The following is a 20,694-nucleotide window of genomic DNA, read 5'->3' as shown; positions in this document are numbered from 1 at the left end:
GCTATATTGTCCTAACCCCCGTGACGGCTGAATGGACTCGGCGGATGTCTGCCGAGCTCTGGCTATCTCAAAGAGAACCCTACAAACATGGCGGAATAATGGTAAAATACCTTATTCGATGTTAGGAGGCAAGGTATATTTTAAGGAGTCGGATATTGACAGCTTATTGCAATTAGGGATGAAAGGAGTATCAGACAATGGATAAGTTTATCGGTTTTGAGTCCGAAGAGTTCAGGGAACTCGAAGGACAAATAGAGCAGGCTCTTGGTAATGTACAGGATGTTCGGGATAAACATCGTCCGACGCTGGCTGACAATCGTTATCTGAGTGGGGAGGAAGTAATGGAGTATCTGCATATCTCACCCCGTACGCTTCAAACCCTGCGTGATAAACGAATGATCTGTTATACGACTATCGGAGGTAAGATACTCTATCCCGAGAAAGAACTACAGCAAGTCTTGTATGATAACTACTGCTCTCCCGAATTACCATTCTAAGGCGGGAATGGAAGGAAACAAAACATTTTTTTCTTTTTCATCTGCTAAACATTCTTTTTACAGGAAGAAGGATAAATCAGACAAACCTTTTCCTGAAAGGAAAACCCGTCAGGGCATAGGGTTTGGCGTTTTATTCTCTTCCTGTTATTTTGTGGGCAGATAAATAAGAAACGATTAGTAAAGAATTATATTTTTATTTACACTTTTGCAGAACATAACAATAGCAATCGAAATTTTATATTTAAGTTGGTCAAATCCGGCAAATTGGATATAAATACTTATTTTTGTTATACCATTGAATATTCATATATAAGATATACTTATGTGGTCCGATTGGAAAGAACGAATCAAACTTGAACCGAAAGTAAGGCACAGCCTGCTGTGGGAATATGACCTTTCCGGTTTCGACTGGCAATATATGCGGGCACTGGTTGTCGAACGTGTTATCGAAAGAGGCCGGGATGAGGATTATTATGCTATGTTCGCCCTTTATGGAGGCATGGAGGGAGTAAGACATATCATACGGGATGAAGTATTGAACCTTTCCGATAAAGATATTGCTTTTGTTTGTACTGCTTTTAACTTAAAGAAGGAGGAACTCAAATGTTACATACGCAAACAGTCGATGCAGGCACTTATGCACTCTTAAAATCAATAATGAATGACAGTACATTCAATGGTTTTGCACTGGCCGGAGGTACAGCTTTATCTCTATTGATAGGACACCGTAAAAGCATCGATCTGGATTTATTTACTACAGGTGAATTTAATCCGGTACAACTGGAACAATATCTTCAGAAAAACTATACTTTTAAAGGTGATTTTCTGGAAGGCTATAGCCTTAAAGGTGAAGTAGAAGGAATAAAACTGGATTTTATCCGGCATGACTATCCCGATGTGGAGCCAAGGATACAGGAAGACGGCATACGGTTATATAGCCTGAAAGATATTGCCGCCATGAAGTTATCCGCTATTGGCGATAACGGGACTCGGCTGAAAGATTTTATCGATGTGGCTTACCTGTCCGGCTACCTTTCACTGAAAGAGATGCTGACGGCATTCGAAACGAAATACCCGCAGACAAATCCGTACCGGGCACTTAAAGGGCTCAACTATTACGATGATATCCGTTTCTCGGAAAGGATCGATTTGTTGGGAAAAGGCTTCCGTTGGGAAGATATAGCGGCTCGCCTGACAGACATGACCTGGGAGGAAAATAAACGTTTCCCGCATCTGAAAGAAGAAGCTGCAGGTAAAGAAAAGAAGCTACAACAACCGGTTATACAGCCCAAGAAAAGAGGGCGGAGAATGTAAATTGTATATTGTACAAAATATAATAACGAAACGGATTGACTATAAAAAATCAATCCGTTTTATTTTACCATACCTAAACAGTCTACTTATTTTCGTATCATGTATTTTGAGGGATCAACTGGGTTATTCTCCCTTTTCTTTCTGATAAACATCGCTTTCTGTTTTTTACCGATACGTTTAATATTCCTATAGTCCGATTCATCTCTGTCAGTATCGAGTTGATAAGTATCGCCGATCTTGTCTGTTAGTGCTGCCATATCCTTACTGATCTTTTCGTTGGTTATTTTGGCATAGATTTGTGTGGTGGTAATGCAAGAATGTCCGAGCATCTGGGAGACGGTTTCAATCGGCACACCCTTTGATAAACAGACGGTTGTGGCAAATGAGTGCCTGGCTACATGCGTGGTAATCCGCTTAGTAATTCCACATAATTTAGCGATACGTTGCAGGCATCGGTTCATACTATCGCCAAAAGTAGGAACAGGAAATATGTAATTATTTTTGGCTACAAGACGATATTGTTCAATCAATTTTTTGGCTACAGGAAGTAGCTTTACATAGAAAGTGGCATTGGTTTTCTTGCGTTTGGCAATCAGCCATAATTCTCCGTCGAAAGAGGTTTGTATATCATCGAAAGTCAGTTTCTTGATATCGGAGTATGCCAATCCGGTAAAGGCTTGGAACACGAAAATATCCCGGACTTGTCGTTGCTTGTATCGGCGAAGTTCCACAGACATAAATCTTTTGAGTTCATCTTCTGTCAGATAGCCTCTGTCGCGGGTCTTAGCCTTGAATCGAAATCCGGCAAATGGATTAACGTGTATATATCCTTTGCGTTGAGCTATCAGCATAATCTGCTTGAGTTTGGTAACGGCGGTAAGCAACGTACTGCCTGCCAGCTTGCGTTCTTCCAATAGGTAAGCATAATAATCTTCTATAAATTGAGGCTCTATTTCTTTGATTGGAATATCGGATAGATTGTACCTGTCACGAAGGAACATTTCTACCCGCCTGCGGTTAATAATCAATTGCTCATACGAGCCCTCGGTACGGTCTTTCCCAACACGCTTAGCATAGCTTTCGTAAAACTCATCGGCAATGGAAAAGAAAGTGCGGTAATCATCACCAAAACCCAGATAAGCGTTCTTGACTTTTTCAGCTGATACAAAATTATCTTTGTCACAGATATGTTGGTATTGCTTGCCGATCTGTGTTTTGATATTGTCCAACTTCTGATTGATCTTCTGTGCTTCGAGGCTCTTGCCTGAAGCTTTGTTTGCTTTGGTATCCCATAACGAGGGTTTTATGTTTAGCTTACAGCTAAACTGGGATACACTTCCATTAACAGTGATTCTTCCCATAACAGGAGCTTTGCCATCTTTCAGATTGTTCTTTTTCAGGTAGAACAGAACCTTGAATGTACTTCTTGCCATAACTCTAATTTTTTAATTACAAATTTAGTTTACTTAGAGTTATCCGGTGCTATGCAAAATTACGCAAACTGCTGTATAAAAGCATATTAAAGTCAAGAGTCAAAATTATGCTCAGGTAACGATCTGGTAACTGAACTCGATGTCATCTTTGCTTTTTTATGCATTTATTCTCTTTTGGTCAAAAGAATCATTTTGCTTAATCCGCTGATTAAGTTCTTGTTACTCCCGTCTGCATCCTCTCTCCTAAATGTCTGCTGTTTCTATCTGATAAATGATCTTTTACCCATTCCTTTGATATTGATCATTCTTAAATTAGGAATCTAGAGTATCAGTCGGTCGAAAGTATCAAAAGAAATTTCATCTTCTAAAAAGATTCTCAGAGCATTGTTGAACCGACTCGAGAGTGATTTTATTTTACTATGGATGAAATTGGTAAGGATTGTTTTTTGAATGTGACTTAGTCGTTCCTTTTTAAGTAATTCTACCGGAGCAGTCAAAAGTTCGGAATCGGGCGGTTCATTATTCACAAGTTTTTGAAATGGGTAAAGATGAATGTATTTTCGGGAAATACGTGTCAATTCCTCACTGGTCCGTTTGCCACAATTTCTTATATCAAGAAATTTGTTATTTGAAACATAGTGATCCAGGATTAAGAACAAATAATTGAAGTTGTTGTATCGGCAAATGTGAGTTGCTCTCGTACTTAATTTCTCAATATTTGAAAGTTCTTCAATGGTTGTATCCAAGTCGACATTATCCATAACAAAAGAGAATTAATCATCATTCGTATGTATACTTCAAAGCATTGAATGCATCAATGGCCAAGATTGGCAAAATTCAGAGGTATTTAATCCAAAGACGTTACATCGCAAATTTAAAAGAAATAATTGAAGATGAGAATAATTAGATGTGAAAATTTCTTGGATAGTGGTGATATTAATATTGAATTATTTTATTGATTGTTTTGGTTTACCTTGAATGTTTCGTAAATTCGTTGCTTGAATCAATTACGGGATAATAAAGTATTGAGAGGTTGCCTCCTATTACATTAGACCTGCTAAGTACAAACTGATTAGGATGTATTTTTATTTATGCGTATTAATACAGGAAATATTGAACAAAACGGTCTTCAGAAAAAGTAGCACTATCAAAAAAAGATTATTTTTACAAAATGAATGATTTTGAAAATATTGAATCTTGGGAATCAAATTTTGGCTTGCTCCCTATTAAACTTAATCCTACTCAACAAGTGGATAGGTTTTTAATGTTAAATGGTGGCCTGGGCGATTTCTGTCTTAAGACTTCAGCATTAGGTGAAGAAGATATAAAAAATGTTTTTCAAGAATCTTGGTCAACAAACACTAAAAATTTTTTATTTATTGACAAGGACCATATTGAAGTCACAAATTGGTATGATAATAAAACTGAGAAAATTCCTAAAAATAAAATTGAATTTAATATAAATCAATTTTACAAGTACCTATCATCTAAATCATTTAAAACGCAAAATGATGTTGTCCCATTTGTTCTTGATATCTTTAGACAACTTAGAAACATTACATTCGAGAAACAAGATTCATCTGAGGCAATAAATCTTTTATTTTATCTTTTAATCAGTTTAGAAGAAGACTACACAAAGGTTGATGTTGAAAAATGGAATATTTCAACATCAAATTTTCCTGATAGATTTGAATATTTTGTAGAGCTTATTAATCAAGGGGTTCGAAATATAAAACCGAATTTAGATTTAATTTTAAGACATACGGCAGGGGCATTGTTCCAAGAAGCTCATCGTGAAGTAATATTTTTTAATCCCCAAAGAGATTTATTTGGTGGCGTATCCAGTAAATTAGAAACTAAAATTGATGCTTACTCTAGCATACATTATACACCACAATATATTGCTAGAAGTATAGTTGAAAATGCACTTAAATCATTTGATTTAAACAGTGAAAAAATTACTATCTTAGATCCTTCGTGTGGCTCATCTGAATTTTTAATTGAAGTTCTCAAACAACTAAAGAACAAAGGTTTTAACGGAAGAATTGTTGTAAAAGGTTTTGACTCATCGGATAGTGCAGTAAGAACATCAAAATTCTTATTATCATATGAAAATCGTAAACAGTGGGATAATATAATTCAAATAGACATTAGGAAGGTAAGTGATTCTCTTGTTGAAGATTGGGGACAAAATGATATTGTTTTAATGAATCCCCCATTCATATCTTGGGAATTACTTAAAGAAAAAGAAAGTCGGGATAACGTTCTCGCCATACTTGAAAATGTTGTCAAAAAGTCTAGACCAAATCAAGCTACAGCTTTTTTTTATAAAGCAACTCAATCCCTAAAAGAAAATGGTATAATTGGCTGTGTTTTACCTACATCTATTTTCTATTCCGAAATATATTCAGAACTTAGAAATAAATTATATAAAGACCTGTCTTTTAAGGTTTTAGCGAAATTAGGCAATTATGTATTTGAAGATGCTTTAACCGATGTCAGTTTGTTTGTTGCTTCGAACTCTAAATCGATACTATTACCAAAACTTATTTGGACTAAAAACGAAAAAGGAATTGTACAAGACACTTTAAGAGAGTTCAGAAAAATGAATGCTAATAATGAGCAATCAATAAATAATAAGAATTTTAGCATCTATATTCCGCCTTACTTCCCAATTTTAAAGGATAGTTGGAAAATCATTTCTCTTAAAGAAAATGATTTTATTAAAGAACTAGATATATATCATAAAGCTGGTAAATTTTCTGCTATTAGCGATGTTTTTACTATTAATCAAGGAGCATTATTAGGTGTTAAGAATGTTTTTAAAATTTCATCTGAAGAATTTAATTCAATTCCAACTACAGAAAAGAAATATTTTCGGCCAGTTGTGACAAATGATTCGCTTCGTACAGGTAAAATTATAATAAGTGAATATGTTTGGTTTCCATATGATAAGAATGGTTTGATTTTCAAAGAGGAAAATAATTTAACTGGTCTACATTTTTATAAAACGAGACTTTTTCCAAATAAAGAAATATTAGAAAAAAGGTCAGGTATAAACAATTGGTGGTCATTGACAAGACCTAGAAACTGGCAATTTATCCAAGAACCAAGGCTATTATCAAACAGATTTGGAAATTCAAAATCTTTCGGTTTTGATAAAAAAGGAGACTGCGTAATAGAAGAAGGAAATGCATTTATCCCAAAAAAAGAATTTCAAACCACTGATTATTACTTCTATCTTGCGTTATTTAGCAGTAGCATTTTTGATTTATTATTATCAATATACTCTAAACCAATAATGTCTGGTTATGATTTAGGCAAGATTCAGATTAAAAATATTCCTATACCAAATATTCATAAAAATAATCTGAGAGAAAATGGAGCATATTTAAAACTTACAGAACTTGGCAAAGAGTTAGAAAATGGTAACTCATTCGTAAAACAAGTGATAGATGATATTTTAAAATCATATTTCTATCCAAAATTCTAGTTTTATGAGTGATTATTTAGGCATTATAAAAGAAATAAATAAGGAATGTAAAGTCTTATTTCTCGAGAATTTCAAACTTGTACCTGAAAAAGGTCATCATAATATTTTTGTTTACAAAATTGAAGGTAGTTCAATTGCATTAAATCGTTATAACTCTGAACCTGTGAAGGTTCTAAAGTGGTTTAAAAACTTTTGGTTGTATATAGAAGTGAAATTCATTGTTAAGAAATCAAAACAAGGTAATAAAACAATAGAAACTATTCACACAAATATATCTATTTCTATTTATCAAGGGAATGATAATGATGAAATGAAAATTCAGTTGTTTAGAGCTGAATGGGACGATATGAATGACCCAAATGAAAAACATTCACAACCTCATTGGCATATTACTTCAAGCCAGGCCATTGAAAAAACCTTTGAAGAATACTCCGTTCACTTAGATAACGGAGAATTTATTTCATTATTAGAAAATGTAAAAGCAAAAATCATTGATGTAAAAAGTATTCATTTTGCTATGAATGGAAATTGGCAGGAAGACCAAACTCATATTCATTCTATTAAGAGTGCAGTACAAATTTCTAAGTGGCTAAGAGGTTTTTTACATCACATTAGAATTGAACTTGAAGAAGTAAACAATTTTGCTTAATAAATAGGAAACTGAGTGGTCGGCACAACTTAGCGATCAGAGGTTATTTAACTACACAACATTTTTAATAAAATGATTTCGAAAGTCTAATAAGATGTTGTAAATCTGTATATAAGTGAACCGTACACATGGCTTGTTTTGAATTTCGCTGACACGTAACACATCACTTAAAAAAAATAAGATCTTTTTTTGCCAACGGTCAGATAAAAAGAAGAAATACTTTAAGAAACCGATGATGAACCAATTCAAACCAAGGAAGGCAATAAACAAAGCCTTTTTAAAAGTAAAACCGAATAGAACAGAAATTGAGAGATTTAAAGCTAATCTTACTCAATTGCTCGACAGAACAAATGAGACAGGATCAGAAGAGTTTCATAAAAATCTCATCATTGATTTTCTCAAAAAGACATACTATGACCCAAATTACTTCATCAACACAAAAGAAAGAAATGATTTGGTAATTCATAATGGAGACAAAGCAATAAGTACAGTTGGTGTTATTCTCGAAACGAAAAAACCGACTAACAAATCAGAAATGGTTACAACTGAAAAACTGAATACAAAAGCTCTTCAGGAACTAGTACTATACTATCTGCGAGAAAGAATAATTCACAAAAATCTTGAAGTAAAACACTTAGTAATTACAAACATCAATGAGTGGTTCATTTTTGATGCTACATTATTTGAGAGGCTTTTTGCACAAAACAAAAGCCTTGTAAAACAATTCAATGACTTTGAAGGTAGACGATTAGCGGACACTAAAACAGATTTTTTCTACAATCAGATTGCAGAACCATTTCTTGAAAGTGTTATTAATGAAATTGAATTTACATACTTCAATTTACAGGATTATCAAAAACCACTCCGTAACAAAAAAAAGGAAGACGACAACAAACTTATTATTCTATTCAAGTTACTATCACCTGAGCACCTATTGAAACTTCCGTTTACAAACGACAGCAACAGACTTGACAAACGCTTTTACTCTGAGTTGTTGCATATTATTGGTTTGTCAGAAACAAAAAAAGGAACTAAAAAAATAATAGGACGAAAGAAAGAAGAAGAGAGAAATACAGGTAGCATATTAGAGAATGCAATTATCCAACTTGATAGTTTAGAAATAATTGGTAGATTGGAATGCCCAAGTCAATTTGGGAATACACAACAGGAAAGGCTATTCAATGTTGCACTTGAACTTACGATCACTTGGTTAAACAGGATTCTGTTCTTAAAGTTATTGGAAGCACAACTTATCACTTACCACAGGAACGATAAATCATATTCTTTCCTTAATTATGACAAAATAAAAAATTATGACGACCTTAATAGCTTGTTTTTTCAAGTATTAGCTAAGAAATATGATGATAGAAATATTGATGTAAAGAGAATTTTTGAGAAAGTCCCTTATCTTAACTCTTCTCTTTTTGAGCCGACGAATATTGAGCATTCAACTTTGTATATAAGCAATCTGAAAGATGATAAGACAATCCCAATAATTTCAACTACGGTTTTAAAAAACGATCAAGGAAAGAATAAAACAGGAGAACTAACAACTCTTATATATTTATTTGAATTTTTAAATTCATACGACTTTAGAAGTGAAGGCACTGAAGAGATCCAAGAAGAGAATAAATCACTAATCAATGCTTCTGTTCTTGGATTGATTTTCGAGAAAATTAATGGTTACAAAGATGGTTCATTTTTCACGCCAGGTTTCATCACAATGTATATGTGCCGTGAAACAATACGTAAGTCGGTTGTGCAAAAATTTAACGAAACTAAGAATTGGAAATGCCAGGACTTAAATGAAATTTACAACAAAATTGAAGACACTAAAGAAGCAAACGAAATTATTAATTGCATTAAAATCTGCGACCCTGCCGTTGGTTCAGGACACTTTTTGGTTTCGGCACTTAATGAATTAATTGCCATTAAAAATGATTTAAAAATCCTGCAAGACCGTAACGGTAAACGCCTGAAAGAGTATCAAGTGGAGGTAGTAAATGATGAACTAATTGTTACAGATGAAGACGGAGAACTATTTGAGTATAAACCGAACAACAAAGAAAAGCAACGCATACAGGAAGCTCTTTTTCACGAAAAGCAAACTATCATTGAAAACTGTCTTTTCGGCGTTGACATTAATCCCAACTCAGTAAAAATATGTCGTTTGCGCTTATGGATTGAGCTTTTGAAAAATGCATATTATAAAAACGAAACGGAACTTGAAACACTCCCAAATATTGATATAAATATAAAATGCGGGAACTCTTTGGTAAGCCGTTTTGACATTGATGCAGACCTGAAACAAGCTCTGAGAAAAAGTAAGTGGACAATTGATAGTTACAGAATAGCCGTTGACACGTATCGCAATGCTGATAGTAAAGAACAGAAAAGAGAAATGGAACGGTTAATTGCCGTTATAAAATCGGATTTCAGAAGTGAAATTTCGTTGAATGATCCAAAAGTAAAAAAGCTACGAAAACTATCAGGTGAGTTATATCAAATGAACAATCAACGGCATATTTTTGAAATGAGTAAAATGGAGAAAGTCGATTGGAATAAAAAAGTGACGCAACTAACAAAAGAAACTAATAAACTTGAAATTGAAATTGAAAAAATAAAAGGCAACAAAATATATGAAAACGCATTTGAATGGCGTTTTGAATTTCCCGAAGTATTAAATGATGATGGAGAATTTGTTGGCTTTGATGTGGTTATTGGAAACCCTCCGTACATAGTTATTATTAAATCAACATTTGGAGAAAATTTAATAAACTTCTATAATCAGGAATACTTTACATCAGAATATAATCCTAACACTTACACACTGTTTATTGAATTAGCATTTAATAAGTTACTAAAAAGTAATGGACAATTTTCGTATATTATTCCAAACTCTTGGTTGAACGGTAAGTATTTCACCAAGATTCGTGATTATCTAAAAAAATTCCAAATAAATGAACTAATAAATTTAAAGGATATTGCATTTGATGTTATTGTAGAAACAGTTATCTTAAATTTAACCAAGCAGCAACCTAACATAGAAACTGAATTGAAAATTTGTTTAGGAGAAAACAATATACAAATTGTTGATAAACAACTTGAAATTGGAATTAACCCTTTTGAATTACAATTGCCAAGTTTTGTAAATACTATTATCAATAGTTCAAAAAAAATAAAAGATTATTGTATGGTTTATCGTGGTGTTGAAACAAAAAGAAATTCAGAATACATTTCAACAACAAAATTTAATGATGATTGGAAAGAAATATTATTAGGTAAAGATATTCAACGATATAATTATCATTACAGCGGTTCATATGTGAAGTTTATCCCTAAAGAATTAAAAAGTAATGCAAACATTGAATATTACTTGAAAGAAAAAATATTAATGAGAAGAACAGGGAACTCAATTATTGCATGTGCTGACTACGACAAATTTATTGCATTAAAAAACTTATATTTAATTATTCCATATCAAGAATCATACCTACCTTTAATTTTGATTCAACTTAATTCAAAGTTATTTGATTTCATTCACAAATCATTAACTACTGGCGAGAATAAAGCATTTGCTCAATTTCCTGCTCATTACATTGAAGAATTACCTTGTAGAATTGATGAGATTCTAATTTGTAGAGCAAAACAACTGTTTGAAGAAAGACTCACCCAGAATTCTGTTGAAAACAAAATTGACCAATTGGTATACCAACTATACAACTTAACTGAAGAAGAAATAAGAATAATTGAGAACAATTAATTGTTATAATTCAGATTTGACCTGACACCGAGCATTTTAAAATAAAGATTGAATTTTCTGAACATAGCTGATTGAAATTGGAACATGAAACAAGAGGGTATTTTCATCACCTATGATATTCCAGGTTTTTAGAATATTTCTGAAAAGTTGTTCTATAACTACAACTATTCTATTTAATTGATCTTTTTTTTTTCAATAATGTAATCAGCAATGTCGTAGCCGAGGTGGGTTTGTTGGGGGTTTGCGAAATTCTCCAGGAAGTCGGATACGATGAGGTGAAGGGAGAGTTCCAGGTTGATCTGTTCGGCTTTCTTGAGCCACCGGTCGTAACAGCCGACGTCGGGATAGAGGATGACGGTTTTATTTTGGAGCACTCTTGACTTTTCTACATTGAGACCGTTGAGGTTTCCGGCTGCGAGCCAATTGTAGTTGTGGTAGATCATACTTGCTATTACCGCGGTTTTCTCTGCCTCAACGATTGCTATCGGCTTGTCCGGGTAGAGACGCAGGAGGTGCTCGCCAAAATAGCACTGTGAGAGGTTGAAGTCGGAGAATGAGGGATTGGATTTCTTCAGCTTGTGATGCACCCAGTTGATTCCACCATATCCGGTTTTTATACGTCTGCCGGTTTGTGAGTTATACTGCATGATCTTACCGGTACGGACCTTTCCATTGATATCGATTTGCCAAAAAATTACTTCCCCGTTTCTCGTGGCACCCAACAGATAGTTGTTGGCCGCTTCAGCAATTTGCAGATCGGAGAAATGTTTGCTGAGGAACCGTACGAAGTTTGAGTTGAGGGAGAGGGAACGTTTCAGGTATTTGTGGGGAATAAAGTCGGGAGGTTTCACTGGTTGGTTGGGTTGAGGTACAGAAAATTGTTCACTGGGTTCGAGGTAGGTGTGTAAGAGATGGGGACCGGTTGGTTCTTTCTGATTTGTGGTAAGATGATTGGAGATCTTGGGTACCTGTTTCTGATGTTGAGATAAATTTGAGGGTGACGTGATGGTATCTGAAATGGTTTGCGGTGGTGCAGGGTGTGATGAGGCATTTGGATTCCAATTAGCATCACCATGGTTATGTAAGACTGGTGAATGGAGATCCCAATGAGGAGATCCATGGTGTTGTGTAATTGAGAAGTGAGGATCCTGACGTTTGAGATCTGAGAAATATTGCCGGGGTGTATAATGGTAACCGCATTTGATCTCACGGTTGCATCTGCCGACGGTGGCGTGGATGGGTTGAAGCGTCTCCCCGTCGAGGTAGCGGGTGAAACTGTAAGGTGTCTTGCAACCGGGACAGGTGAAGCGGGTGGATTTGCCGGCGTACTTCTGGAGGTAAGGAGGTTTGAACATAATCCCGGGAATATTTGGTGATTGGTAACAAGGTGTTACCAATATATTTACACCTTTATGATTGATATTCTAATAGTTACAGAGATTGGTAACAAAGGAACATATATATAGGAGGGTTACCGATGTTACCAGTGTTACCAACTTTGTTACCATTCTGAACCTTGGGGCTCAGCAGGATCAGAGTCAGAGGCTGGATGTGGAGGTTTTGTTTTCGTTTCTTCAAGTTGTTTTCGGAACGAAAAGAGCCAGAGGCTGGGGGTGGAGGTTTATTCTTCATTGCTTCGAGGTGTGTTCGGAACGAATAGAGTCAGGTTGGGAGTAACTTTTCCGGATTGGTACAGGTCGGGAAATCTTCATACCCATTCAACCGGTTATAATCTTCGGATTTGAAAAGTTCTAGCTGACGGGAATCTACATAATCATCGACTTTGATATCCTGGATGATCTTCTTGTAGATGCGAAGGATTTTGATCTTGAAGCTATTGAATTTTTTCTCCTCCGAGCAGAGTCGCTTGGCGATTGCGTAAGCGGAGATGGAGGGTTGCTCAACGATGCATCTGCGGACCTCCTCTTCCAGTATCTCCCTGTCTCGTTCCGTCACCGTTTTGAGATGCTTGTACTCACTGTCGAGATGCAGGAAGTTAAAGTGAAGGAAATTGTCCGGTTTGGTGATCTGGCAGACGATGATGTTGTAGCTGTCGTAAATGTGCTCGGTGGAGCGGACCTTGATCATCTTGATGTAACGGAAAGAGCTATCGGAAGAGCTCTCTCCTATCGCGAAGCTGCTGTCGCAGAAATTCATCAGCACCTTGCTCCCCTGCAGGTCGTTCCGGGTAAGCGGCTTTGTAAGATCACGCTTGGGTGTGTGCGCCAGCACCAGGAGGGAGAGGTTGTACTTATTCTTCAACATTTTCAGGTGTTTCATCAGCGGCAGCGCATCCTTTGCCCTCTCGTTCTCATGGCGGAGGTAAGTGATGTTGTCGATGATCAAGATCTTGGCACCGGTTTCGATAATCACACTTTCTATCGCGTTGCTGAGGGAAAGCTCGAAAGAAGCATCCTCAGGAAAGACAGCATCCGGGTTGATCTCCACCCTGAGAAAGTTGTCGCTGAAAACATAAGATTCTCCATAATTGTGGGAGTACCTACCCTGGAACTGTTTGTCGTTCAGTTCGAAATCACAATAGATCACTTTCTGCGCCATAGTTTCCAGTTTGAATCCCGGGATGGAACGTCCGCAGGAGATGCTATCAGCGATCTGCACCGCCAGGATCGTCTTGCCCACGTTGGTATCGGCAAAGAGGATGCAGAGCTCCTGCTCGTACCAGAACTCGCTGAAAAGCATCCTGGGGATTGGTCTTTTGGAAGCCTGTTCGATCCAGTTGTTCGCGGTCTTGACCTCGAGAAGACCGGCCGGGAGTGTTGCTTTAAGCTGTCGGAGGTTGTCGTTCAGATCAGCCTCCAACAGCGTTATGAAATTATTGCCCCTGAATTGTTCGATGTCAATATCCAGGAGATCTTCCGGTTGCGTTGCATCGGAAGAGAGACTGTTCGATTCCATGGTGCTGTTATAGTTGATTCATCGAAATTCAATCAATCATTGACCTCCGGCAACAAAGATTTCCTTGTACCATTATAGTTTTTCTGCAAAATGGTGAGAATGTCGGATTTTCGATAGTAGATTTTCCCCCTGATGCGGGAATAGGGCAATAGCCGATTGGTCCGCCAGTACTGCAAAGTACGTACGGAGATGTGGAGCTTCTGCATCACATCCTGTGAATCGACCCAGTCGGCCCACTCATAGAGTACGGCGTAATGTTTGATCTCGTTCATGACAATCTGCGTTTGTTAAATCGAATAGGAGGATACTCAATTGATTCCTGCTGCTTTTCATCGGTATGCAGCCACTCATCGATCTCACATTTCAAAAACTGCAGCTTTTTTCCTTTCTTGTGATAGGGGATCTTCTTCTGGAAGACCCATCCGTAGACCGTTTGTCTAGCCGGCCGGTCGGGCAGGTATTCGCATAGTTCTTCGATGTTGAACCAGGCATTCGGGTCGGGTTGCGTGTCGGCCGAAGTTCTGATCAGCTCTTCCAGGTCGTTCATCTTCCCGATGAGATAGCTCATCGCCTCGGGGATCTCATTGAAGGTAATCGTCTTTTCTTCCATGGTTTCAAAAAAGCATATAGGTGATCATCCGTGCCAATAGAAAAGAGCACCACTGACTCGACAGTGAGACAGTGGTGCAAATATAAAAGGCAAAAATTGGGTGGTAGTGGGAAAAGTAGTGTAATAGTGTCACTACCAATTGCGTTAAATAATGTTATATACTATCATTTTCTATTTTTGCTGTGATTTTAGGGAGCAATTCCCGGAAAAGATCGCCCACAATCTTGAGATTCTTTTTGGTTTTTGTGCTTTCGAAGTCGATATTGAGTTCCGTTTTGATATTTTGAATATGCTTGCCTGTGACTTTCACCATGAAACGGGCCCATTGCACTTTGAGTGAATTGTTGAAGTTGACGCCCAGCTCATTCAGCATGTAATAGAATACGAGAATCATCTGAGCAAGAGTCAGCCCTTTGCGGTTGTAGTTCTCTGTATGATCGTTGAGGAGAATCTTCATGTTCTCGATCTCGGTATCGTGTTTGACTGCAAGCAACCGCAGTTCTTCATCCTTTTGTCTGATTATCTCGGTGAGTTTGGCGATATAGATTTTAAAATCATCTATCACCGTGCTCTGTTCCGCGATGGTTTGTTTCATGGTTAGATGTTTTTTTGGTGGGTTGGATGCAGCTTGTGCATCGGAATTGTCGCTGTTGTCATCATCGCATATCAAGCGCTGCCGTAGCTGAGTGAAACATCCGGATAAATCGTAATAAAAGAGATCGGGATGACGCTGCTTTTCGATGAGGTATTTATCTTCAATCAGATTGAGGATCTGCAATTGCTGATCATGCGTGAAATCGGGGTGGGTCACCCAATGTGTGATGAGATGATGATTGAACTGCTTGGTTGCTTTCATCCATTTTACCTCATTGAGGTTGAGAGAGGGAATGATTTCGAGATACTTATTCTCAATCACAAGAAATTGCTCATTACGATATTGTTCTATGCTTATTGCAAGCATTTTGAGTTTCTTCTTCTGTACCGGTGTCAGATCATAGTTGTAGTTGTTGATCAGCATGAGCAGGAGGTCGAGGATGGTTTCTTCCATTAGCATGTCCCCAAAATAGATGTTGTTTGCAAGGTAATGTGCTTTAAAGGGATCGTAAGCCAGGACGCGTAATCGATCGAAGATCTCATAGGCTTTGTTGAAAACAAAAAGCCACCACTCCTCATCAACTATGAAATCATTTATTCGTTCGTTGTAAAATTCAAAATTTGTATCATCGAGCAGATAATCGCCCAGGTTGTTCTTTGGATAATCCTCTTTGTAGCGGGCGCACTCACCTTCAATCTCTTCAGATGAGGCTAATGTTTCAGATTTCAGCTTCACCGTTTTGCCTTTTTGATCTTCGTCGTATGGATTGTGATCGCGCTCGATGATGTTGTAGGCATAAAGAAAAGTTTTATCGTCACATATCGCGTTTTGTATTTCCTTCCGGACCCTGTAGGCAATCAAGTGATCGACCTCATCCTTGTTCTCATGGAAACTTACGGTTTCGTGGGTACCGTTGTTGGTTTTGATCTTCTTCCGATATCTGGCATCGGCGTACAGATACTTGCTGAAATAGTCTTTGGTTTTTCGTTTATCGGTTCTCAGGGGGTAGAGATCGTAGATAGATTTTCTAACGTGATCGAAATAATCGAATTCTCTTCTGTTGAATTCAAGCTTTTCTTTCGCTCTCATGGTTGCACTGATTGAATTAAACGCCAACAGCAATGGATCTTCATCAGAGATCTCATGCGCAACAAAATACCTGACATTCTTATCAAAACTAATTGAAAGAATCATTCATGACTTGAAAACGCTGTAAAACTTACATCCTTTTCAAGGCTCCTGGTAGTGCCGAATGGTTTATCAAGAGAACAATTGGGCACCTCTAATACCCGATTATTGCCGGTGTCCCTAATTAGATTTCATTGAAAGTAATAGCTTATAAGATTGAACGGGTTAGCCGACAATGGTACAAAAGTAACAATAAAAAAGACAAAAGAGAGTATCATGCTGATTTTGTAGGGGATGAGAGAGGGGCCTGGAGTTTGAGTATTGAATAAATGAGTTGGATAGGTAACAGAAATTTTAGGACATAATTGGGTTTAGAGGGTGGATAGTTGGAAAGATATTCAATTGGGTGATTTGTTGTGTAATGTTATCGTATTGATTGTCTTGTCGTTCTAAGGAGATTATGAAGCAAACCGATTGCCGAAAGTGTTGGTAACAAATTGGTAACTGTTGGTACAGGTAGTTATACAACTATTTGTTACCAAATGGAGAATAATTGGTTTTCAAGATCTAGGATAAACAGCATCGTTTTAGAATTGAATACTCCTTACAGTGTGGTTTGTATTGCGATATATCTTGATATTATAATCAATTTGTATGACCTATGTATGACCCAACGAAAAAGCACCTACCGTTTTATTCGGTAAGTGCTTGATAATGAAGTGACCCCGGAGGGGCTCGAACCCTCGACCCATTGATTAAGAGTCAATTGCTCTACCAACTGAGCTACGGAGTCATTTTTAAGAGGCACAAAGGTACAGATTTTTTTTATTTTAAAAGCAATATGCAGCAAGAAATTGACTATTTTGTTAAGCCGGATGAGCATAATCCAATCAAGATTGTATTATTCCTAAACGAGCAATTTTTACGTTACGCGAAGCAGAGAAGGTAAATTCATAACAATTATGTAGCGGCGAAGAAAAAATAGATCAGAGTTCAAATATGGAATTATTGATTAACAGGTACCATAAATCAAAAAAGGAACAAACTTATACAATTTGCTCCTCTTTTATTCCACTTGCAAGTTATCAGAGATTTGACAGTTCTGAGCCCGCTTTAAATTTGGCTGTCTTCTTTGCCGGAATGTCGATTGGTTTTTTCGTACGAGGATTGATACCTTTTCTGGCGCTTCTTTCCGAAACCGAGAATGTACCAAATCCAACCAATACAACTTTTCCACCTGCTTTTACTTCTTCAGAAATTGTTTCAAGTGTTGCATCCAATGCTTTCTTGGAATCCACTTTGCTAAGGCCTGATTTTTCAGCGATAGCGCTAATTAGTTCTGATTTGTTCATAAAAAACGTAAATAAAAAAATTAAACATACTTTAAATCAAGGCTGAGCCTTATTTTGGCGTCAAATATAAGTTATAAATCGAAAACAATCAAGAAAATAGGTAAAAAGTATTTGATTTTAATAAAAAAACATCTTTTGTGAGGTAAAAAACCACAATTCAAACAAAATAATACGTATTTTTGCGCCACAACAGTATTTTACTAAGATGAATAATTCAAGAAATAGCTTTGCAGGAATACTTCCTGTAGTTACTAAAAACATCATTATCATAAACGGAATCGTATGGTTGGCTCAGTTTGTGTTGTTGCAAAGAACAGGTATAGACCTCTCAAATAAGTTCGGGCTACATTTTATTGGTTCGGAACATTTCCGTATCTATCAGCTTGTCACCTATATGTTCCTGCACGATCCCTATTCTTTCTCGCATGTATTCTTCAACATGTTTGCAGTCTTCATGTTTGGACGAACACTGGAACAAGTGTGGGGTTCAAGGCGGTTCATCGCTTACTACCTGGTTACAGGAATTGGTGCAGGACTAGTTCAGATGCTGATCATTTACTTTCGGATTCAGGCAATATTACCACAGGAGATGTTTTCACTGGTGAATAGTGTTACTGTAGGTGCATCGGGAGCCGTTTTCGGTATTCTGCTTGCATTCGGTATGCTATTCCCAAATGCTCAGCTTTTTATTATCCCTTTTCCATTTCCCATAAAAGCCAAGTGGTTTGTTATCGGTTACGGCCTGCTGGAGCTATTCTTTGGTGTAGCCAACCGCAGTGGCGACAATGTTGCTCATTTTGCCCATCTGGGAGGAATGCTTTTCGGAATTTTCATGATATTATATTGGAGAAAAACGGACAAGAGACATGGCAGATTTTATTGATACGCTGAAATATAAATACAAAACAGGTAGTGTGATGACAAGGCTGATCTTCATCAACGTTCTTGTTTTTGTAGTTATAAAAATATTCCACGTGGTTTTTACATTATTCAATGTTTACGCCATAGACCTTATTACGTTTCTGGGAATACCATCTCATATACCTTTACTGCTAAACAGGTTCTGGACACCCATAACCTATATGTTCGTTCATGAAGGGTTTCTTCATCTCCTGTTTAATATGCTATGGTTATACTGGTTCGGTCATATTTTCCAGCAGTATTTCTCCGGAAGGACATTAGGCAGCCTGTATGTGCTGGGAGGACTGGCGGGCGCCTTGCTCTATGTAGCAGCCTTTAATACAATTCCATATTACCTTGACATGGGCAGGGGATGGATGATTGGAGCATCGGCGGCAGTGATGGCAATTGTTATGGGCACCGCTTTTTATCGTCCCGACGTTCAGGTTAATCTTCTTTTTCTTGGGCCGGTGAAGATTATATATATTGCTGTCTTTGCGTTTGTACTTGATTTCATTTCACTGGGCAGTCCTACCAATCCCGGTGGACATGTAGCACATATAGGCGGAGCATTGTCCGGGTATATTTTTGCCATTCAGTACAAAAAAGGGAAAGATATAACACACTGGATGGGCAGGATAATCGACCTGTTTGTAGACCTGTTCAAACCACGGAAGAGGGGGAGTACTTTAAGAGTAAAAAGTTCCCGTCGCGAAACCGATTGGGAATACAATAAGCGCAAACATACCGAACAGGAAGAAATAGATGCAATTTTAGATAAGTTGAAACAATCGGGATACAGTAGTCTTTCCGCCGAGGAAAAAAAGAAACTTTTCAATGCCAGCAAGAAATAAAAAGCCAACATTCAAAGAGGTTGTAAAGTGGATTATTTTTGCCACTAACGTGGTAGCTATAATCTTGCTTTTCAGCTCATTCCTCTCATGGAATATTTCTCCACTGAAAACAAACCTATTCTCTTACATAGGGCTGGGATTCGGAATTATATTTTTTTTAAATGCCGGATACCTTGCATTTTGGATCATTTTCTCGAAATGGAAGCTAGCTTTTGTTTCCCTGGCAGCCATTATGCTATGCCATAAGCCTGTAACTACATTTTTCCCCTTGAATATTAAATCTCCTAAAGTCCCTGAGAATACAATTAAGGTTCTTACATATAATGTGCAGGGATTTCCTGAAGAGAGAAACAAGAATACAACTGACCACCCAATCTTGGATTATATCTCCAGCACCGACGCCGACATAGTTTGTCTGCAGGAGTACCTGGTAAGCAAAACGGGACAGTCCATTTTCTCGCAACGCGACGTGAATCGTATACTAAATAAATACCCCTATCGTTCGGTTACAGGTTTGGAATCTTCCGGGAAATATCATATCTTCGGGCTGGCATGTTTCTCAAAATACCCGATAGAGAAAACCCAAGAGGTAGTATTTGAGTCCTCTTACAACGGGGCTGCTATATATACTATTAATATTGACGGAGCGAGATATGCCGTTGCCAATGTGCACCTGGAATCAAACAGCATTAAAGATGAAGATAAAAAACTTTACAGCGATTTCCTTCAGAACTCCGATTCGGTGAAACTGGAACAGGTAACCACTAACATCAGGGCGAAACTGGGCGGAGCTTACAGAATGCGAGTGAATCAAGTAGAAAAGGTGAAACGGTTAATCGATGCACAGGATGCCCGGGGGACTATCATCTGCGGTGATTTTAACGATACTCCCATTTCGTATGCATACAGTCAGATGAAGAAGGGTTTGAAAGATGCTTACGTCTCCACCGCTTTTGGACCGGGTATCACTTATCATGAGGATTTATTCCTCTTTCGTATAGATTATATTTTGCACAGTACAAATATATATGCCTACGCCACAAAGGTTGATAAAATTAAATATTCTGATCACTATCCTCTCAGGACTCACTTAAGATTAAAAAACTGACTATGAAAGATGTTTCTGAGAAGGCGGAAAAGTAAAAAGGTAATATTGTAACAAGTCGCCCTGACATAACCATAGAAAGGAA

Annotated in this window: 18 protein-coding genes and 1 tRNA gene; 11 read left to right on the top strand and 8 right to left on the bottom strand. The window is 37.3% G+C overall.

The window, feature by feature from the left end; translation table 11 throughout:
- Positions 1–31 precede the first annotated feature (31 nt).
- From KDN43_RS05270 to KDN43_RS05255, 4 genes are all read left to right on the top strand, one after another.
- Positions 32–205 (top strand): helix-turn-helix domain-containing protein, encoded by a 174-nt coding sequence (locus tag KDN43_RS05270; protein WP_238868620.1) that lies wholly within the window; start codon positions 32–34, stop codon positions 203–205.
- Entirely contained in the window at positions 198–497 is a 300-nt protein-coding gene (locus KDN43_RS05265; protein ID WP_238868619.1) for a helix-turn-helix domain-containing protein, read from the top strand. The genes KDN43_RS05270 and KDN43_RS05265 overlap by 8 nt, the downstream gene beginning before the upstream one ends.
- Positions 498–819: 322 nt before the next feature.
- Positions 820–1,146, top strand: a complete 327-nt coding sequence (locus KDN43_RS05260) for a DUF6922 domain-containing protein (protein ID WP_238868618.1) — start codon at positions 820–822, stop codon at positions 1,144–1,146.
- An 8-nt stretch (positions 1,147–1,154) separates the two neighbouring features.
- Positions 1,155–1,811 carry a nucleotidyl transferase AbiEii/AbiGii toxin family protein gene (locus KDN43_RS05255; RefSeq protein ID WP_238868617.1) on the top strand — a complete coding sequence of 219 codons (657 nt, stop codon included), beginning with the start codon at positions 1,155–1,157 and terminating at the stop codon, positions 1,809–1,811.
- A gap of 86 nt (positions 1,812–1,897) precedes the next feature.
- Here the strand turns inward: KDN43_RS05255 and KDN43_RS05250 are convergent, their stop codons facing one another.
- On the bottom strand, positions 1,898–3,244 hold the full coding sequence (locus tag KDN43_RS05250; RefSeq protein ID WP_238868616.1) for a site-specific integrase: 1,347 nt from the start codon (positions 3,242–3,244) through the stop codon (positions 1,898–1,900).
- A 1,171-nt stretch (positions 3,245–4,415) separates the two neighbouring features.
- On the opposite strand from KDN43_RS05250, the gene KDN43_RS05245 reads away from it, so the two are divergent.
- From KDN43_RS05245 to KDN43_RS05235, 3 genes are all read left to right on the top strand, one after another.
- The gene (locus KDN43_RS05245) at positions 4,416–6,737 is read left to right on the top strand and encodes an HsdM family class I SAM-dependent methyltransferase (RefSeq protein ID WP_238868615.1); all 2,322 of its coding nucleotides are present in this window, start codon (positions 4,416–4,418) and stop codon (positions 6,735–6,737) included.
- A 4-nt stretch (positions 6,738–6,741) separates the two neighbouring features.
- Positions 6,742–7,386, top strand: coding sequence for a hypothetical protein (locus KDN43_RS05240; RefSeq protein ID WP_238868614.1), 645 nt, complete (start codon positions 6,742–6,744; stop codon positions 7,384–7,386).
- A gap of 232 nt (positions 7,387–7,618) precedes the next feature.
- Positions 7,619–11,149, top strand: coding sequence for a DUF7149 domain-containing protein (locus tag KDN43_RS05235; protein WP_238868613.1), 3,531 nt, complete (start codon positions 7,619–7,621; stop codon positions 11,147–11,149).
- A gap of 173 nt (positions 11,150–11,322) precedes the next feature.
- On the opposite strand, the gene KDN43_RS05230 is transcribed toward KDN43_RS05235, so the two are convergent.
- A complete protein-coding gene (locus tag KDN43_RS05230) occupies positions 11,323–12,504 on the bottom strand; it encodes a DUF6371 domain-containing protein (protein WP_238868612.1) in 1,182 nt (393 codons plus the stop codon).
- Between the two features lie 85 nt (positions 12,505–12,589).
- On the opposite strand from KDN43_RS05230, the gene KDN43_RS05225 reads away from it, so the two are divergent.
- A complete protein-coding gene (locus KDN43_RS05225; RefSeq protein WP_238868611.1) occupies positions 12,590–12,826 on the top strand; it encodes a hypothetical protein in 237 nt (78 codons plus the stop codon).
- Here KDN43_RS05225 and KDN43_RS05220 read toward each other — a convergent pair.
- From KDN43_RS05220 to KDN43_RS05195, 6 genes are all read right to left on the bottom strand, one after another.
- Positions 12,812–14,065: an AAA family ATPase gene (locus KDN43_RS05220; protein ID WP_238868610.1), complete on the bottom strand. Its 1,254-nt coding sequence runs from the start codon at positions 14,063–14,065 to the stop codon at positions 12,812–12,814. The genes KDN43_RS05225 and KDN43_RS05220 overlap by 15 nt on opposite strands.
- A 32-nt stretch (positions 14,066–14,097) precedes the next feature.
- Positions 14,098–14,337 carry a helix-turn-helix domain-containing protein gene (locus KDN43_RS05215; RefSeq protein ID WP_238868609.1) on the bottom strand — a complete coding sequence of 80 codons (240 nt, stop codon included), beginning with the start codon at positions 14,335–14,337 and terminating at the stop codon, positions 14,098–14,100.
- A complete protein-coding gene (locus tag KDN43_RS05210) occupies positions 14,334–14,675 on the bottom strand; it encodes a helix-turn-helix domain-containing protein (protein ID WP_238868608.1) in 342 nt (113 codons plus the stop codon). The genes KDN43_RS05215 and KDN43_RS05210 overlap by 4 nt, the downstream gene beginning before the upstream one ends.
- Positions 14,676–14,829: 154 nt before the next feature.
- The gene (locus KDN43_RS05205; RefSeq protein ID WP_238868607.1) at positions 14,830–16,464 is read right to left on the bottom strand and encodes a hypothetical protein; all 1,635 of its coding nucleotides are present in this window, start codon (positions 16,462–16,464) and stop codon (positions 14,830–14,832) included.
- 654 nt (positions 16,465–17,118) lie between these two features.
- Positions 17,119–17,191 (bottom strand) — tRNA-Lys (locus KDN43_RS05200).
- Between the two features lie 292 nt (positions 17,192–17,483).
- Complete coding sequence (locus KDN43_RS05195; protein ID WP_238868606.1) at positions 17,484–17,750, bottom strand: HU family DNA-binding protein; 267 nt, start codon at positions 17,748–17,750, stop codon at positions 17,484–17,486.
- 205 nt (positions 17,751–17,955) lie between these two features.
- Between KDN43_RS05195 and KDN43_RS05190 the strand changes: the two genes are divergently transcribed.
- Genes KDN43_RS05190 through KDN43_RS05180 form a run of 3 tightly spaced genes read left to right on the top strand, consistent with a single transcriptional unit; the run spans position 17,956 to position 20,612 of the window.
- Positions 17,956–18,633 carry a rhomboid family intramembrane serine protease gene (locus tag KDN43_RS05190; RefSeq protein ID WP_238868605.1) on the top strand — a complete coding sequence of 226 codons (678 nt, stop codon included), beginning with the start codon at positions 17,956–17,958 and terminating at the stop codon, positions 18,631–18,633.
- Complete coding sequence (locus KDN43_RS05185) at positions 18,617–19,504, top strand: rhomboid family protein (RefSeq protein ID WP_238868604.1); 888 nt, start codon at positions 18,617–18,619, stop codon at positions 19,502–19,504. Before KDN43_RS05190 ends, KDN43_RS05185 begins: the two co-directional genes overlap by 17 nt.
- Positions 19,488–20,612 (top strand): endonuclease/exonuclease/phosphatase family protein, encoded by a 1,125-nt coding sequence (locus KDN43_RS05180; protein ID WP_238868603.1) that lies wholly within the window; start codon positions 19,488–19,490, stop codon positions 20,610–20,612. Before KDN43_RS05185 ends, KDN43_RS05180 begins: the two co-directional genes overlap by 17 nt.
- The last annotated feature ends 82 nt before the right edge of the window (positions 20,613–20,694 follow it).

The organism is Proteiniphilum propionicum (genome assembly GCF_022267555.1).
Taxonomy (GTDB): Bacteria; Bacteroidota; Bacteroidia; order Bacteroidales; family Dysgonomonadaceae; genus Proteiniphilum; species Proteiniphilum propionicum.
The sequence above is the reverse complement of the archived record's forward strand: the minus strand, read 5'-3'. Positions and strand labels throughout refer to the sequence as shown.